Annotated in this window: 11 protein-coding genes; 3 read left to right on the top strand and 8 right to left on the bottom strand. The window is 43.4% G+C overall.

Translation table 11 applies throughout. The annotated features are described in order from the left end of the window. Nucleotides 1-611: 611 nt before the first annotated feature. Together BMW45_RS16740 and BMW45_RS16735 are read right to left on the bottom strand one after the other, a co-directional pair. Nucleotides 612-1,832, bottom strand: a complete 1,221-nt coding sequence (locus BMW45_RS16740; protein ID WP_092245985.1) for a DUF438 domain-containing protein — start codon at nt 1,830-1,832, stop codon at nt 612-614. Nucleotides 1,833-1,933: 101 nt separating this feature from the next. Continuing rightward, a complete protein-coding gene (locus BMW45_RS16735; protein WP_024346194.1) occupies nt 1,934-2,122 on the bottom strand; it encodes a ferredoxin in 189 nt (62 codons plus the stop codon). A gap of 273 nt (nt 2,123-2,395) precedes the next feature. On the opposite strand from BMW45_RS16735, the gene BMW45_RS16730 reads away from it, so the two are divergent. Continuing rightward, nucleotides 2,396-2,767, top strand: a complete 372-nt coding sequence (locus BMW45_RS16730; RefSeq protein ID WP_092245982.1) for a nuclear transport factor 2 family protein — start codon at nt 2,396-2,398, stop codon at nt 2,765-2,767. Between the two features lie 71 nt (nt 2,768-2,838). Here BMW45_RS16730 and hcp read toward each other — a convergent pair whose 3' ends face one another. The 3 genes from hcp to BMW45_RS16715 form a co-directional block, all read right to left on the bottom strand. Continuing rightward, nucleotides 2,839-4,470 (bottom strand): hydroxylamine reductase, encoded by a 1,632-nt coding sequence (gene hcp, locus BMW45_RS16725; protein ID WP_092245979.1) that lies wholly within the window; start codon nt 4,468-4,470, stop codon nt 2,839-2,841. A 241-nt stretch (nt 4,471-4,711) separates the two neighbouring features. Further along, the gene (locus BMW45_RS16720) at nt 4,712-4,933 is read right to left on the bottom strand and encodes a hypothetical protein (RefSeq protein ID WP_025233807.1); all 222 of its coding nucleotides are present in this window, start codon (nt 4,931-4,933) and stop codon (nt 4,712-4,714) included. A 152-nt stretch (nt 4,934-5,085) separates the two neighbouring features. Continuing rightward, the gene (locus tag BMW45_RS16715; protein ID WP_092245977.1) at nt 5,086-5,697 is read right to left on the bottom strand and encodes a sugar O-acetyltransferase; all 612 of its coding nucleotides are present in this window, start codon (nt 5,695-5,697) and stop codon (nt 5,086-5,088) included. A 205-nt stretch (nt 5,698-5,902) separates the two neighbouring features. Between BMW45_RS16715 and BMW45_RS16710 the strand changes: the two genes are divergently transcribed. After that, nucleotides 5,903-7,711 (top strand): aminotransferase class I/II-fold pyridoxal phosphate-dependent enzyme, encoded by a 1,809-nt coding sequence (locus BMW45_RS16710; RefSeq protein WP_092245974.1) that lies wholly within the window; start codon nt 5,903-5,905, stop codon nt 7,709-7,711. 18 nt (nt 7,712-7,729) lie between these two features. Next, a complete protein-coding gene (locus tag BMW45_RS16705) occupies nt 7,730-8,314 on the top strand; it encodes a class I SAM-dependent methyltransferase (RefSeq protein WP_092245971.1) in 585 nt (194 codons plus the stop codon). A 143-nt stretch (nt 8,315-8,457) separates the two neighbouring features. Here the strand turns inward: BMW45_RS16705 and BMW45_RS16700 are convergent, their stop codons facing one another. The 3 genes from BMW45_RS16700 to BMW45_RS16690 all read right to left on the bottom strand — a co-directional run bounded on the left by BMW45_RS16700 (nt 8,458) and on the right by BMW45_RS16690 (nt 16,873). Next, on the bottom strand, nt 8,458-10,068 hold the full coding sequence (locus BMW45_RS16700) for a response regulator transcription factor (RefSeq protein WP_092245968.1): 1,611 nt from the start codon (nt 10,066-10,068) through the stop codon (nt 8,458-8,460). 262 nt (nt 10,069-10,330) lie between these two features. Continuing rightward, complete coding sequence (locus BMW45_RS16695; RefSeq protein WP_092245965.1) at nt 10,331-11,350, bottom strand: hypothetical protein; 1,020 nt, start codon at nt 11,348-11,350, stop codon at nt 10,331-10,333. A gap of 15 nt (nt 11,351-11,365) precedes the next feature. After that, nucleotides 11,366-16,873, bottom strand: a complete 5,508-nt coding sequence (locus tag BMW45_RS16690) for a polysaccharide lyase family 8 super-sandwich domain-containing protein (RefSeq protein WP_092245962.1) — start codon at nt 16,871-16,873, stop codon at nt 11,366-11,368. Nucleotides 16,874-16,921: the final 48 nt, after the last annotated feature.

Raw genomic sequence — 16,921 nt, 5'->3', positions numbered from 1 at the left:
CTGTCCTGGCAGAACGTATTCGCAGTATATTTGGTACTGCGGTTTAGAAGAAATAATATGATATTTAAAGGTTACAGAAGGCCATGACGGTGAATATGACGGCTTTTAATTTCTGCAAGCAGAATTTATTGTGGTAAAGTCTCCTACAGCAAAGTTACATTTTCAAAACAGAAAAGCGCAGACACAGTATATTTTATTATCATCACATGGAAAAGGAAAAATACATAGACCCGCCAAATGACGATGTTATTGACGGCTGATATACAACTTTCCAAAAAAATATTCTCAATCCGGCACAATAATTCAAACAAAAATTCTTTTTTATTGCCTCAATTATAAATTTATTTGATAATTGACAAATAATATTTTTCTGTTGTATAATGAATATTGTCGAAATATACATAATTTTGTAACCGCAGTACCAAATATACTGCGTCTTTTTATTTAATTTATTGTGTTAATTAAATAAATTCCCCATAAACCATACAGACTTTTTCATATATATTCTGATTATTATAATAAATTTCCCCCATCCCCAGTCAAAAGAAGGACTCAAAAAACCGGCCAGAGCATAAAAAAACTCTGGCCGGACGGCTATTCATATGGAATTTCTATTCAGAAATCAACCGCTTTTCTCCGGTAATCTCCTGTATTGGTTTTATGTCCTGGGTTACTTCCAGAACGCCAAGATATTCTCCTTCATGACTTCTCACCGCATAATAACGGATCAGAATATACTTTCCAGCCATTTTGATCCAGAAGTCTTCCTGGTCTTTCCTTCCTGTTTTGAAATCCTCAACAATCTTTTCAACAATATGAACACTGGCCGGCGGATGACAATTGGAAACATTTCTTCCGATAATGGCTTTTGTTCTCGGGAAAGCCCGCTCCTTTCCTTCTGAAAAATACTTTACCACATCATCCTTATTTACAAAGGTAATGTCAAAGGGGAGCGTATTTAACATGGAAGTCAGCTCTTCTAACTTAAATTCTCCGGAAGGAAGTTTTACAAGACCTGCTTCTCCTGCTCCTTTTATCCCTGTCTTATCCTTTTCCTTGTCGGCTGCGGCCGGATTCCATTGCGGAACATGGTCGATCATAAAACCTATTTCTCCGCTTTCATCAGCTATTGTTTTCCACTCTTCCTGAGTCAGCTGTTCTAAAAGCATTGGAACCATGATATTTTCTTCTTTAAAAATCATTTCCGTGATCTTATCCAGTAATTTTTCAATCTTCTGTATCAGGGACTCATTGATTTTTCCGTTCTGATCAAGCAATTCCACGGTTTCTTTCACTTGATCCCTGATCTCATCATCCACTCCCCACATGACCTTTGGAGGTGCCGTGATTCCGTATTTCTCCATGTATGGAAACAGCAGATTTTCTTTCTTCCCATAATGAACGGACAAGTCTTTTAATTGATTTACGCCTTCCCTAAGCTTTGAAAATTCTTCCTTAACATTCTCTTTTGTAAGAACCAGATTCGGACGGATTCCGTTTTCAATAATATGAGTAATTTTCTTATTTTCTCTGACCAGCACATTTAACGGATGTCCAGGAATTAAGGTTGGATCATCCGGCTGATGGATTTCTTCAATAGAGCCTTTAAAAACCGAGGCGTGTACATCACAAAGCTTCTGTACCTCCTCCACCGGCAGACCATCTGCGATCAGAGCAGCCTCAGCCGCAGAAATTTCAGAGGCAGACACACCTTGAAAAGCCTCCTCAAACAGCTGCTTTACCTCTTCCACTGATTTTCCTTCATGAAGCTTTTTAATGATCTCTTTAATCGCATTTTGCCTCATTTCGCGATTGTTAATATATTCACTCATAGTATTCCTCCTTCTTCCACGGCCTGAATCCACTTCCCACTGTATAAAAAACGCCCCCGTCTGATTGGATCATTTCCCTCAGAAGGAAGCGCTCTTTCCGATTATTCTACTGTTATTACTGAAACAGGACAGCCCTCCTGCGCTTCAACTGCCGTTTGCTCCGCAGACTCCGGCACTTCATCAACATATGCTTCTGCAGGTCCGTCATCCCCCATTCGGAACACCTCGGGACAAATCGATGCACACAGCCCGCATTCAATACAACCCTCTCTATCTACCGTTGCTTTCATATCAACAACTCCTTTCCCAAAGATATCTTTATTGTTGGTAATTTCTTTAAAAATTATCCATTTTCCAAAGATATGTTTATTTTTTTCAGAATACCACTTCCATGGTTTCATGTATGTTGTAATTACAACATTTTCCATTTTTTAGTAAAGTATTAATAAATGTATGGAAGTATGAGAAGAAATATGATACATTTTTGATAACAGGAAATGTTGATAGGTATTGAATATATTTGGTAAAGGAGCAAAATTGATGAACATATGGAGCGAGATGTAATGTGGCAGAAAAAATTAGTTGAAAGCTATTTTCAGGCATGGATCGAAAATGATGCGGACGTACTAAGGACAGTCTTATCAGATGGCATTATATACAGCGAATGTTATGGTCCGGAATATCATGGAATCGAACAGGTTTTAAAGTGGTTTGATGATTGGAATAAGACGGGAACTGTTTTAGAGTGGTCGATGAAACGGTTTGTTTCAGAAGGAAATACAATTGTTGCGGAATGGTATTTTAAATGCAATTATAACAATGTAATCGATGGATTTGACGGAGTTTCAATGATTGACTTTGATGATAATGGGAAAATCAAAGAATTGAAAGAATTTCAATCGAAAGCAGAACATTATTTTCCCTATGAGAAATAAAAAAGAGAGGCTGCATAACCAACTCCCGTTCGTTATGCAGCCTCTCTGTTTATTATGCCTGTATCCGGTTATTATGCGTTCATGAAGAATTCGATGTCATCTTCTACAGTACCAATTCCTGCAATTCCAAAAGTTTCAACAAGAACCTTGGCAACGTTTGGAGATAAGAAACCAGGTAATGTAGGCCCTAAGTGAATATTCTTCACTCCTAAGTAAAGCAGTGCAAGGAGTACGATAACAGCCTTCTGCTCATACCAGGCGATGTTATAAGCGATTGGAAGCTCATTGACATCATCAAGACCAAAGACTTCCTTTAATTTCAGAGCAATTACTGCCAGAGAATAGGAGTCATTACACTGTCCTGCATCCAGAACTCTTGGAATTCCGCCGATGTCGCCCAGTTCTAACTTATTGTATCTGTATTTTGCACAGCCAGCCGTAAGAATGATGGTATCGCTTGGAAGCTGCTTTGCAAATTCTGTGTAGTACTCTCTGGATTTCATTCTACCGTCGCAGCCTGCCATAACAAAGAACTTTTTAATGGCTCCGGACTTTACAGCATCAACCACCTTATCTGCAAGTGCCAGTACCTGATTATGAGCAAATCCGCCTACAATACTGCCTGTTTCAATTTCATCAGGAGAAGGAAGCTTCTTTGCCATCTCTATGATAGCTGAAAAATCCTTCTTTCCGTTTTCATCCGCAGGAATGTTTGGACATCCAGGGAAGCCTGCAGCGCCTGTTGTAAAGATTCTGCCTGCAACTTCAGGAGTCTTTGGAGGAACAATACAGTTTGTGGTAAAGAGAATCGGTCCATGGAAGGACTCAAACTCGCCAACCTGCATCCACCAGGAGTTTCCGTAGTTACCAACAAAGTTTTCATATTTCTTAAATGCCGGATAGTAGTGGGCAGGAAGCATCTCACCATGGGTGTAAACATCCACTCCTGTTCCCTTTGTCTGCTCTAAAAGCTGTTCCATATCTGTCAGATCATGGCCGGAGATAAGAATGGCAGGATTCTTTCTGACACCGATATTAACGGAAGTGATTTCCGGATTTCCATAGCGTGATGTATTAGCCTCATCGAGAAGAGCCATTCCTTTTACTCCGTATTCACCAGTCTTTAAGGTCAGGGCAACCAGATCATCGGCTGTAAGGCTGTCGTCAAGAGTTGCAGCCATTCCCTCGTATATGAAGGAATAAATGGACACATCTTCATTTCCGATGTTAAATGCATGCTCTGTGTAAGCAGCCAGACCCTTGATTCCGTAGATGATCAGCTCTCTTAAGGAACGGATATCTTCATTTTCCGTAGCAAGAACTCCTACCAAAGAAGCCTTGGAAAGCATGGATTCTCTGGAGTCCACAGTAAATACAGCTGCATCCTGATTTCCGTTGTATCCTGTATCCATTGCAAGCTGGTCTCTTAATCCGAGAACCTTTACGATCTGCTTTTCAATTGCATCCGCATCAAAGTTTGCGTTTGTGATCGTAATAAAAAGGCTTGTAAGCACCTCGTGATTGATTGTATGTAGCTCTGCCGCATTGGTTTTTGTCTTTACAACAATTTCGGAAATTCCTTTTACTGCGTAAACAAGCAGGTCCTGAAGCTTTGCAACCTCCTCATTCTTGCCACAGACACCTTTGATGGTACAGCCTGTGTTCTTTGCTGTCTCCTGACACTGATAGCAAAACATGCTCATATTCCATTACCTCCTAATGTATATTTTCTATGCATAGCACCTTTTTTTAGTGCTCCTGCTTTCTTTTTAAAGGATACCACTGGAATAAAGTTATGTCCGTTGTTATAACAACATACTTGGATTTTATTTTCTTTCCATAATAAAAACGGCCATATCAGCAATTTGTCTCTCCCAAAATGCTGATACAGCCAGTCCTACCAAGAAACAGTGCCACAATTGGCATTAATCATTCGGAATCATTTTAACGTTCTTCCATACAAATCTTCACAAATTTCGCCATAATCAATATATAACTGAAAATGAAAACAAAACCTGCGGCCATAAGAGGCCATTTCCTCTTTTTTTCCGGGATCGATAATCCAACCATGATCCCCACTGCACACAGGCATATCTTTAATAGTGCAAAATCTTTTATGCTGCACTTTTGCACAAATGCATCGGCACACTTACAAATCTCTTTCATCCGCACCGTCTCCTTTCATGAATTTTCTTCTCTGGTTCATATAGTCACGTTCTGCTTGTTTGATCCATAGTTAGTATACGCTTTTGGAAAATAATTATTATATTCTAACCGAAAATCCTGTCCAAATTTGAACGTCAAGGCTAAAACCGGAATCAAAGATAATCCTGCACATCAAATTCTTTATTTTTATAATAGTATTTTCTGTCATCCTCTACAATCTGCCGGACTTCTCGGCAGGGATTCCCCAGAGCCACCACACGATCCGGGATATCTTTTGTCACAACGCTTCCGGCTCCGATCACCACATCATTTCCTATGGTAACGCCTGGATTAATGATAACGTTGCCTCCGATCCACACATTGTTCCCTATGGTGACAGGAATGCCGTACTCATATCCTGAATTTCTGGAATCCGGATGTATGGGATGACCGGCAGTATAGATAGAAACATTGGGCGCAAACATTACATTGTCCCCGATTATCACTTTTCCTACATCAAGGATCGTACAGTTATAATTTGCATAAAAATAATCCCCTACCTCAATATTGGTCCCGTAATCACAGTGAAACGGCGCCTCAATATGAACATCCTTTCCTGCCTTTCCAAGAATACTCCGGATCAGCTCTTCCATTTTTTCTTCGTCATTCGGGCACAGCTGATTATACTGGTATATCTTAAGCTTATTCTCCATTCGCTCCTCGCGGAGCCCATCCAGCCAGGCCTTGTAAGGCAGGCCAGCCAGCATTCTTTCCTTTTGGTTCATGGTCATTCCACCCTTTCTTCTTTCCTTTTAATTGAAACGGATACTACAATGATAAATCATGAAACGCCGAATATCAACCGTAAGGTCCACCATAATATTTTTGGGGAATATATTTTTATTTCACATCTATTGACAGATTATCATTAATCTGGTATTATGTTCAATAATTTATAAAATATTATATTTTTGAACAAAGGAGTATGCGATGCAGGCAATTATTCTGGCCGCCGGTATGGGACGGCGTTTAAAAAAGCTAACAGAGGACCAGCCAAAATGCATGGTCACCGTAAATGGCATTCCTATGATCGAACGCATGATGAAACAGTTGGATCATTGCCATTTGGAACGGATCATCATTGTTACCGGACATAAGGGCGAAGAGCTGCAATCCTTTGTATCCTCTCTCCCCCTCTCCACTCCGGTTACCTACATAGACAATCCGGTTTACAAAACAACAAACAACATTTACTCCCTTTACCTTGCTAAGGACCAGCTTCTTAAAGATGATACCATTTTGCTGGAATCTGACCTGATTTTCGAACAGGAAGTGCTGACACAGATCATAAACGACCCCTATCCCAATCTGGCACTTGTGGCCCATTTTGAAAGCTGGATGGATGGGACAGTGGTTCTGCTTGATGAACAGGACAATATTATGAAGTTCCTCACACGAAAGGATTTCCGTTTCGAGGATATTCATTCCTATTATAAGACTGTCAACATCTATAAGTTCAGCCGCAATTTTTCCACCACCCACTACGTTCCCTTCCTGGAAGCGTACAGCAAGGCTTTAGGAAACAATGAGTATTATGAACAGGTATTAAAGGTCATATCACTTTTGGATGACCATGATTTAAAAGCCACCAGACTGGAAAACGGCTTCTGGTATGAAATCGACGATGAACAGGATTTAGATATTGCGGAATCCATTTTTACGGATTCCCAAAGCAGATTGTCCCGGTTATCAAAGCGCTTTGGCGGCTACTGGCGGTACCCCGGCCTTCTGGACTTCTGTTACCTGGTCAATCCCTATTTTCCAAACAGCCGTTTCATGGGAGAAATCAAGGCCAGCTTTGAAGCCCTTACCACCAGCTATCCCTCCGGCCTTGATGTTAATAACCTGCTGGCTGCAAAATCCCTGGGCCTGGACAGAAACCAGGTTCTCACCGGAAACGGGGCCGCAGAATTAATAAAGCCTTTGCTCCGCAGCTTTAAAAATGCCGTCGGAGTCCTGCGCCCTTCCTTTGAAGAATATGGGGCCTGTTCCCAAAATGCCGTTTATTTTTCCGTCACAACTCCGGATTATACTTATACCGCCCAGGATATCATGGACTTTTACAACGATAAGGAACTGGATGCTCTGGTTTTAGTCAACCCGGATAATCCCACGGGAAATTACATTCCAAAGAAAGAGGTTCTTTCTCTTGCCAGGTACTGCAAGGCTAGGGGCATCACATTCATTCTGGATGAATCCTTTATTGACTTCTCCTCTGCAGAGGAATCGCCGTCGCTTATGTGTCAGGAAATATTGGATGAGTATACGAACCTGGTTCTTATTAAAAGTATTTCAAAGTCCTACGGGGTGCCAGGGCTGAGGCTGGGGCTCCTTACCTGCAGCGATCCGGAAATTATCAGCCTTGTCCGGAAAGAACTGCCCATTTGGAACATCAACTCTCTGGCTGAGTATTTTCTTCAGATTTTTGAAAAGTATCAATCAGACTATCATGCTGCCCTGGAGCGTTTTAAAGGAACCAGAGTAAAATTATACCAGTCCCTTCATCCCATCAGGCAGTTGAAGCTTTATCCCTCACAGGCCAACTTCATCATGTGTGAAATCACCGATGGCTGTTTGGCAACACAGATTGCGGAGTTGTTGTTAAACCGCTATAACATTCTGGTAAAGGATCTGTCCCGTAAACCAGGAATGGAAGGCAGAGAGATAATCCGCATTGCAGTCAGAACAGAGGCAGACAACGAACGTCTGGCGGATGCGCTGAAACACATATTACGCTAATTAAAGGAGGTAATTATTATGAATACGCAAAATGAATCAAAGGAAACCTGGAAACAGATCTGGACCCGGAAGGGCCGGGCAGATAGCTCCGTTACAGACTTACTGGCATACGATGGATATGAAGCCACCAAGGTAGATATGGAAGAAGTGGCCAGCCAGATCATCAAGCGGCTGGATATACATAAAAACGACAGAGTCCTTGAAGTGGGATGCGGTGCAGGTGCCCTGGCTCAGTATCTGGACTGTGATTACGTAGGAATTGACTATTCCCCTACTCTTGTACAAAAGCACATCGAGTTTTTGCAGAATTCAGTCCTGACCGGAGAAGCCGCAGACTTACCGTTTAAGGATAAATCCTTTGATAAGGTGATCTGCTACGGCGTCTACCTATATTTTGATAATAAGGAATATGCAGATAAGGCAACGAAAGAGCTGCTGCGGGTTGCCAAAAAGGGAGTGCTGATCGGAGAGATCCCCATGCATTCTCACCGGGAGGAACACCTGTTGTTTACCAAGGAAGAATTTCACGGCTGGGATATCAGTGACGGTTTTTATGATCCTTACAGAAAAGACCGGTTCAATGCAGTTTATATCTTCTCCTAATGAATGTGTTAAGGCTATTTCGTGCAGTCATCATGCATTAAGACGAATTCAGAATCAGATTAAGGGAAAGGCGATCGCCTTTCCCTTTCTATTCTTCACAGTATACCGCATCATGCCAGACCCGACACAGCCCGTTGCATCATTCAGGAGCAGTTCTTTTTTATTGTTATACTCTCATATTCCTTTGGAGTATGGCCCGTGATCTTTTTAAATACGGTACTGAAATAGTATTGCGTATCAAAACCAAGCATATCTGATATTTCATACATCATATATTGATACGTTCCTATCAGCTCCTTTGCCTTTTCAATTTTAACCTCTGAGACATAATCTGAAAAGTTTTTTCCAGTCTGTTTTTTAAAAATGCTGCTTAAATGTCCCTGGCTGATATTTAACAGGGCGGACATCTGATTTAAGGTTATCTTTTCCCGGTAATGCTCCCGGATATATTCCTGAACCAGCTCAATATACTTGTCCTTCCTGCTTTCCTTATAGGTCTCCAAAGCTTCTGCCACCTGGTCCCGGAACCCCTCCAGCCAGGCGATCACGGTATTTAAGTCAGACAGACGGTTTAACTGTCCTGCCACATCTAAAATATAGGGAAAGCTCTGGTCCTCTCTCTCTTCCAAAAGGAATGTAATATAGTAATAAAGTTTACTGCATGCATTAACCGCCTGGGATCGGGATGGCTTACACCGGGCAAACAGCTGAATGATCTGGTTCATGATATTGGAAAAGCCGTCCCGGTCATTTTGACGGATAATGACAGTTAATTCCTTCTTTAAAAAATTAATATTGAAGCTGCTGCTGTGATAGAAGTTCTCTTTACAATTATCTAAATAATATACGATCGCGCTGGAACTGTTATCATACGTCTCTTTCATAGCACTCATAGCCTGGTAAAGAAGATCCTGAACTCCTTCCGCTTCCCTCACCGGCCGGCTGACTGCAAAGGACACAGGAATATCAAAATAATCCCTGATCACCTTACGGAATTTGATGCTCATCGCTTCCACTGACTCTTTATAATCCTCCATTCCCTCCAGAGAAAGAACAAGGATAAAACCTTTTTGCTCCTTTTTCAAAAGGCAGCATCTGTCAAAAAAACCTTTTACCATTTCATGAATGATATTTTCCGCAAAATTAATGATTCTTTTCTGGTCAGCCTTGGTAAATGTCTCGGAAAAACCCTCATGCTTATAATTAAAATGAATTACCATCAAAAGAAGCACCGGGTAACGTTCCCGGATCATTACAGACAGCCTTTCATCCGGATGTGCATCCGCATCGCAAATCAAAATATGCCTGAAATAATTTTGAATGCGTTCGTCGGCGGTTACCTCTCCGCCTTCCATGAACCCTATCCTCCTACGGGTTAGGTTGCATCTGTCTTTGGCTCGTTCCAGAGCCGCGATTAACGCCTTCTCATCAAGTTCCAGCTTTACGAGATAATCAACAGCTCCCAGACGCAGTGCCTCTTTCACCAGAGAGAATTCCTCCAGGTTTGACAAGAGAATAAAAGATGCAGCATATCCTCGTTCAACAGATGCCTTCATAAAGCTGATCCCATCCATGACAGGCATCCCAATATCCGTTATCACAATATCCGGCCGGAGAGCTTCCATTTGTGCAAGAGCCTGGCGGCCATTGGAAACCTTTCTAACTATTTTACACTGATGCTCTTCCCAGTTTAAAAGAGAAGATACCCCTGCCAGAATCAGCGGTTCGTCGTCTACGATCATAATCCGATACATATTTATTACTCCAAAAGAATTTTTACGGTTACCTGCATTTATACCTCAGCCTTGGTTCCCCTTATGCTTATCTCATTGATTTATGGGCCGAGGTATCTTCTCTTCTGGTATTCCGGTTCCATTATCCCGTATCGTAATTCGTATCTCTTAATCGTCCACTTTATATTCCGTTCTTTTATTCCGTTCTTTTATTCCGCTCTGTTATTCCGCTCTGTTATTCCGCTCTTTTCTCCAGGTTCATTGCCGCATAAAACAGGATTCTTTAAATGGAATACCCATACTCTTCCATACACTGTTTTATGTATTCCTCATAGGCTCTCTCCAGCCACAGATTCCTTAGAAGCGTCACAGATTCCTCATAACCCGCCCTTCCGTAGTCATGCTTATCCAGTACCTTTAAGATTCCCTGGGAGGGTCCATAGTCCAATACGCCGCTGCTCTGCCCCGGCTCCATAGACCGGGTCTGTTCTGCAAGCCAGGTCATTTCCTGATTATCTCTTGGAAAATCCGCTGTATCATATTCTACTTCCTCGTATTCAATTTTAACTTCTGATACTTCATTGATCTTATTAACGATATCTGCAGGCTCTTTTTCTTCAGCAAATCCTTTTTCCACAAAGCTCCAGACCTTTTTCAGTTCCTCCGGATACTCTCCCGCCTTCATGCCGTAATACATATAGATTCCGATCCTGGCTCTGCACCCCTTATCAAACAGGGTTGGGTCTGCACTGGCGTAGAGCTCCTTCAGCTGATCCTCGGAAGGCTTCAGTTTTTCCTCTATGAGTTTTCCCTTCAATTCATCCCTCACTTCCATCTGCGTTCTGGAGATATATTCCATCAGTCCATATTGACCGGGACCGTAAGAAACGCTTTGGGAGGACTGCCGTTTTTTGTTCTCTTCCTCCAGGGATCTTTTTATATCCTTCAGAGTAATATCGGCAGGGATCCCATATTGGGAAGCCTTTAACCGTTCCACCGTGTCCCGGTAAAGACGTTCCATTGCCTTTTGTTTTAATACCTCCCCGGGAACCTCGTCCTGGATTTTAGTCTCCCAAAATCCGTTTTCATTTGGGTCTAACTGATACTTATTATAAAAATAGGACGTAACTTCGGCCCGGCAGTCATTTTCATAAAGCGCCAGATGGTCCTGAGTAATGGTGTAACTTCCAACTTTCAGCACTTCATGGGAAAGGCCTTTTAACCACCAGATTCCTGCCATGAATAAAGCTATGAATACAACCGTTCCCATTATCACGTTCCATCTGCGCGCTTTCTGTTTCATTGTTTCCCCCTGCTCTTACAGCTTTCTTCTATATTTTACCAGTTCCTGAGTCAAACGTCTCTCCATTTCATGAATTTCTTCCATTTCTGCATCCGGATCCTGGAGAACACGTTTTGCTTCTTCAAGCAGCTGTGTCAGACCTGCCTCATCAACATTGCTGTAATCTTCTGCATTGATATTAGAAGCCATATCAATAATAAAGCTTAAATTCTTTTTTATCACCTTTTCCGGTACATAATCGGATTTCCACACCAGTGACGGCTTTATGGCTCCTTCTTTGGCAGTTCTGGAGGAGTGAATGTCCAGGTAATTATTTTTTGCTGCCGTTGGTATGCTGATCTCAAAGGAGATTTCAGTGTCTCCATTCTTTTTAGCCCTGTTAACAGCTTCCGCTACATCAAGCTTCTGGATCAGGCTATCGGATGTCATGGCTTTTGTAAAGAAAGCTGCCGGATTTGTGTCCATACGGGTCGGAAAACTGTTAAAGGTTACCGTAGCCCCTTCCCAATTACTCTCCACCTGATAAATATCCGCGCTGGTAAAATCCGCACTTGGCGTACCGGACAGCTCAAAGGTCAGATAAACTGCCTGAATGGATTCCGGCACCTGTTCTAAGCTGAACTTCATAAGGGATTTTCTTGTATAATTCTGTGCTCCCGCATCATTTTTTACAATCAGGTAGGAAGAACCGCTGAAATTTTTATTGCTGTCCGATCCGCCCTGTACATAAACATTGTCCATGACTGGTGTGGATTCGTCGCCGACCTGTACCTGGATCCGTGGGGTAAATCCTGCCGTATTGCAGAGCCCCTCAGGCAATATCAGCTGCCCGGTCAAATCATAGGTCCCGAATACGTCTTTCTGATAATCCCCTCTCTCCCATAAGATATCCAGTGTGTGGGTACCTCCGGCATTGTCATAGACTTCCACTGTCTTAGGAAGCTGCAGATCCGTGAACTTTGTTCCGGGATCTGCCTTGATCCGGTCAAGCTCTCCGGAAAGACCGATGATTTCACATGTCTTAGGTTCTTTAACCTTTAATGTGATCTTGCTGGTCCGGCCTGCCGTTCCTGCTGTCCTTACAGCCAGCTTGATAAACGGTGTTTTCTGAAGCACCTCTACATTGGCATCGGATTCTTTTATGTCTCCGCCTATATATGGGAGTGAAATCTCAATGGTACCATGGTTCTCCTGGGTGGGATCCGACACCCCTACGGTTGCTTCGTCTCCATTGATCTGCATTGTTACAGAAGCGGCTTTACTGGATGTGATACCCGCTGCAGTCGTTGCCTTGTTATTCCAGAAATTCACTGCCGTGATTCCCAGGGCCTTTTCTCTGACTGCATGGGCATCTTCGCTGCACACCAGAACTTCAATATCCGGATTTTCGCAGTACTGCGCCGTTTCTTCCGCATTCTTACCAGGAAGAATCACATAGGAATAATCCGCATTCGCTGGCTTTTTCCCGTGCTCGAACCAGAATGTGGCAAACTGGTTTGTTTCCTCCCCTTCACTGGTTCCCTGGGCATTCCAGTTACCGGTCCTCTTTTCTTTCAAGGCCATGACATCGGTTTTCCCAGGAAAAAAGTAGCCTATATCGGAGCCTGCCGCATTTCCCTCCAGATGGATCCAGGAGACACCGTCTATTTTAGTTCCTTTTGATACACGTTCCTCACCATCGTCCCTGATATCCTTTGCTTCCCCATCGAACAGCACCTCATTGCTTCCGTCCTTATTAAGCTTCCGGTTGTCAATAATGGTCTCCACGTAATTACCGGTGGAGGAAGTGATCCCGCTTCCCACTGCTGCGATTTCGTCATCAAACATGAACCAGGACTTTTTAGCGTCCGTGCCTGATCTGGTACTGCCGCTATTGCCCAGGGTCTTATAATGCATTCCTGCTGCACCGTAACTGCCAAGGCTGGAACCGCCCACCCAGCTGTAAATATTCTTTGTCCGGTCGCCGGCGCCGTTGGGCCGGGTGACATATTCCGTGGTCGTTCCTGCCAGACGCTTTGGATCTACAGTAGCCCAGTAGCCTTCCCCGTACTGGTCTCTGTCGCGGTTGTAGAGATATGCCATACCATCGGAAACATTCCATGTGCGCTTGCCTTCATCGTTGATCAGCTCATGCCCGTACGTACGGCTGGAATGCATGGATAAAGCGAATCCGAATTCCGGCATAATATGTACCAGCTTATCCATACCTGCAAACAGCTTGTGAAGCACATACTCACTCCTCGGTTCAATGGAAGCATCGTTCATAATCTGATTTGCCTTCATTAAAGAAGCAATATGGGTACTGTGGCTGTAATAATAATCCTCATCCATCCCAATGAAATATTTCATCATGCTATTAAAGCGATCCTGCTGTTCTGCAGGCATGGCATCCCCCATCAGCATCATGGCATCCATGATTCCAGCGCCTCTTGTTTTGTCATTTGAAGTCTTTCTGGTAATATCTCTTCCCGATACCATATCCATGCACAGCCCATGATAGATAAATGGCTCGATCCCTTCAAATACCATATCAAAGATCAGCTGTTCTGCGTGATCCTCATAGGTAAGTTCAAAATCAGTGCCGGAAAATATGGAAAACAGAATACTCAGCTTCTCATACAGCTGGGAACCGTATCCGCCCATATAGGAAAGGGCCTGATGCTGGATAAAGGACCCGTCCTCATAGAATCCATCTCCTGTAGTCACATATTCAAATACGGTCTTATATGCCTTTTTCACATGATAAAGCTTATCCCTGTCGCCGGTCAAAAGACCGGTTTGGACCACTACCATGCCTTTGTCGATTAGATTTGCTCCTGTCATGGCCGGGGATCCAGGATAGCCGGAGGGACGGTCACATACGTTCGTAAACCGGTTGACTGCCGCTGCATAGCGATCAATTTGATCCGCTGTCAAGTCCTCATATAGAATCAGAGCCGTATCCAGAAATGCAATGGGACCTCCGATTTCCCAGTGCCACCAGTTTCCGAACACCGGGTTCTTTTCATCGCTGCTGTTATAATGATGTTCATTCATAAAATCCAGGGCCAGGATCAGCTCTTTTTTTACTTCCTCATTCTGGTACAGCTGGCATCCCTTTGTTGCCCATGCGATTGCCACATCTTTTAACCGGTAGAAGGTCACAGCTACATTGCCGGAATGGACCTTGGCTTCTGCGCCGGTTCCTTTGATGTAGCTCATATCCAGATCGCTCCAGAGATTTGTCCTGGACTCATCGTTTCCCTTTATCATGGCATTCCAGTATTCCCCGGCCTTTTCATCAAGACCATGGATATATGTGCGGACTGCCTCATTGCCGGTATTAAGCTCTCCGCCTAACAGCGTAACCAGCCACTTTTTCCTTAGTTCCTGAAATTGGGAATCAACTGGTTGTGCATTCATAGCCACGGAAAGTTCTGACGCAAGTTCATTGATCCTGACCCTCACCTCTCTGGTAAACAGGCTGACCCCAGGAGGAGCCACATTTTCATAGGTCAGCTTACTCTGATCGTATTCCTTCTGGAAAACCGATTTCCCTTCTTCCATAAGCTGTAATATTTTCCCATAAGACTCGGGCGTATAAGCGCCGGGATTTAAGCTTTTCGCCTTTTTGTACAGGGAGGGAAGACCGGGAAAAGCCACGGTTATATCGTACTCCGGCAGCCAAACAGAGGTTTTAAAGTTTCTTGCCTTAAATACCACACTGTCTTCATAAATCTTTACATGATAACCGATTCCGGCTTCTTTTACTCCGTTTTCCGACTCATTATAAGAGGGTAGATCAATCAAGGTGCCGTATTCCCTGTCAATGGCTTCCGCCACGCCGAAACCGTTGTGAATATGACCGGACATGTACATCACCTGTGGATATTTGGCAAATATCTCCTTTACTTTGGAATCCTGGTTACCGAAATCCAGCAGGATATTGCTTCTCCAGTGGCTGTCCTTTAATGCATTGTGTCCCATGACAAAAATTGGCTTATCCAGGCTGGCATTTTCAGCCAGAGTCTCTTCCAGCCAGTTTAACTGTTCCCCGGAAAGGTACATGGTATCCTTTAAGCCGTTTTCCGTATTGAGTACAATAAAATGATACCCTCCCAGCCACCGGTCAAAATAAAGGGTTTCACCGCTTCCCGGCATATATCTTTTATTATGTTTCAGATAAAGAGCTTTTGCGGTTGGCCAGTATGCGCTGATAACAGTTTCATCCTTGTTCCAGTCAGCAGAATTGAACCCCCTGACATCGTGATTTCCAAGGGCCATAATAACCTTGTCGTCAGAAACCGGCGAATACTGATCCATGATATTATAAATCCCACGATACTGGGCCTCTGTGCCGCTCTGTGTAAAATCACCCAGATTTAATACCCCCAGAGAGTCAGAAGCTATAGTTTTCATATCCTTTAACCCTGCAATGAAATTCACTGCATTGGTTTCCGACAGGTTATCAGATTTTATATGGACATCGGCTACCACCTGGAAACTGCAAAGCGGCTCGCTGCCTTCTAAAAATTTATTGTATTTCTCTTTCAGACTGCTGACGGCGGCCATAGCTGCGGCGGCTGTCATGCCCTCCAGTTCTTTTTCTACATTCTCAATTTCCTGCTCCATAGCACGGATCCCATCCAGAGAATACTGGGAACCCGGCTTGATGGAGGTCAGCTGTTTTTTCATTTGTTCCACTGCTGCCATCACTCCTTCTGCTTCATAAATTGTTTTTACGGTAGAGGCATTCATTGCCTTCTTGTATATCCGGAGCTCATCAACGGTACAGCCGCTCATGCCATAGCACCCTCTGCCATCGCCGCCTAAGATGAAGTCCAGTCCCGTATCAACAGATTTTCCTTTGTGCCCTGTCATAGATACAGACGAATATTTCTCTCCATCCAGATAAACCGTCATATCGCCATCCCTGTCAAAGCTGCCGGCTACATGATGCCATTTGTCATCGTTGGCAGGGATTCCTTTTAATTCCACCCGGCTGTTTCCTGTTCCTGAAAAATTCATTCTCATATCCACATCACTGACATTATTAAAATTACCAAATGCCCACCCCGTATTGCTGCCGCTTATATAGTTTTTATTGGAAAGGATGGTACCGTTATTCTGCCCGTGATTTTCCGTCTTCATCCAGAAGGACAGGGAAAAATCTTCCGTTCCAAATTTCAAATCCCCAGTCTGACCATAGGAAATATAATGGTCGGCTTTGGTGTTTGGCTGTCCGGCTTTGCTCCCGTTATCTACGGAAACGCCGTTTCCCCGGATCCCCTTTACAAAGACCGGCTGTCCGTAAATGATTCCATCATTTCCTCTTCCGGTCTGGTCTTTTACCCTGCTCCCGGATATACTGCTTTCATCAAAGGAAGAATGCATGACCAGCCCATCATTTAAAACCGTTTCCAGAGCGTTTTGATCCGTATCAGACGCAGGACTCCCGGGTATAGGAGCTGCATAAATAAGAGTCTCCATAAGTATAGAACAAATCAGCGCCGCCCCGCATATTTTTTTCCATTTTACCTTCATAAGACCGCTTCCCCCAAATGGTCCCTGAAAGAGGGAAATCCCTCTTTC

It is taken from the genome of Lacrimispora sphenoides, assembly GCF_900105215.1.
In the GTDB taxonomy this organism is placed as follows: domain Bacteria; phylum Bacillota; class Clostridia; order Lachnospirales; family Lachnospiraceae; genus Lacrimispora; species Lacrimispora sphenoides_A.
This window is presented reverse-complemented; position numbering and strand designations above follow the sequence as displayed.

Bases quoted from the DNA above. Each gene is read 5' to 3' on its own strand.
- BMW45_RS16740 (WP_092245985.1), bottom strand. From the start codon at position 1,832: ATGAGTGAATATATTAACAATCGCGAAATGAGGCAAAATGCGATTAAA.
- BMW45_RS16735 (WP_024346194.1), bottom strand. From the start codon at position 2,122: ATGAAAGCAACGGTAGATAGAGAGGGTTGTATTGAATGCGGGCTGTGT.
- BMW45_RS16730 (WP_092245982.1), top strand. From the start codon at position 2,396: ATGTGGCAGAAAAAATTAGTTGAAAGCTATTTTCAGGCATGGATCGAA.
- hcp (WP_092245979.1), bottom strand. From the start codon at position 4,470: ATGAGCATGTTTTGCTATCAGTGTCAGGAGACAGCAAAGAACACAGGC.
- BMW45_RS16720 (WP_025233807.1), bottom strand. From the start codon at position 4,933: ATGAAAGAGATTTGTAAGTGTGCCGATGCATTTGTGCAAAAGTGCAGC.
- BMW45_RS16715 (WP_092245977.1), bottom strand. From the start codon at position 5,697: ATGAACCAAAAGGAAAGAATGCTGGCTGGCCTGCCTTACAAGGCCTGG.
- BMW45_RS16710 (WP_092245974.1), top strand. From the start codon at position 5,903: ATGCAGGCAATTATTCTGGCCGCCGGTATGGGACGGCGTTTAAAAAAG.
- BMW45_RS16705 (WP_092245971.1), top strand. From the start codon at position 7,730: ATGAATACGCAAAATGAATCAAAGGAAACCTGGAAACAGATCTGGACC.
- BMW45_RS16700 (WP_092245968.1), bottom strand. From the start codon at position 10,068: ATGTATCGGATTATGATCGTAGACGACGAACCGCTGATTCTGGCAGGG.
- BMW45_RS16695 (WP_092245965.1), bottom strand. From the start codon at position 11,350: ATGAAACAGAAAGCGCGCAGATGGAACGTGATAATGGGAACGGTTGTA.
- BMW45_RS16690 (WP_092245962.1), bottom strand. From the start codon at position 16,873: ATGAAGGTAAAATGGAAAAAAATATGCGGGGCGGCGCTGATTTGTTCT.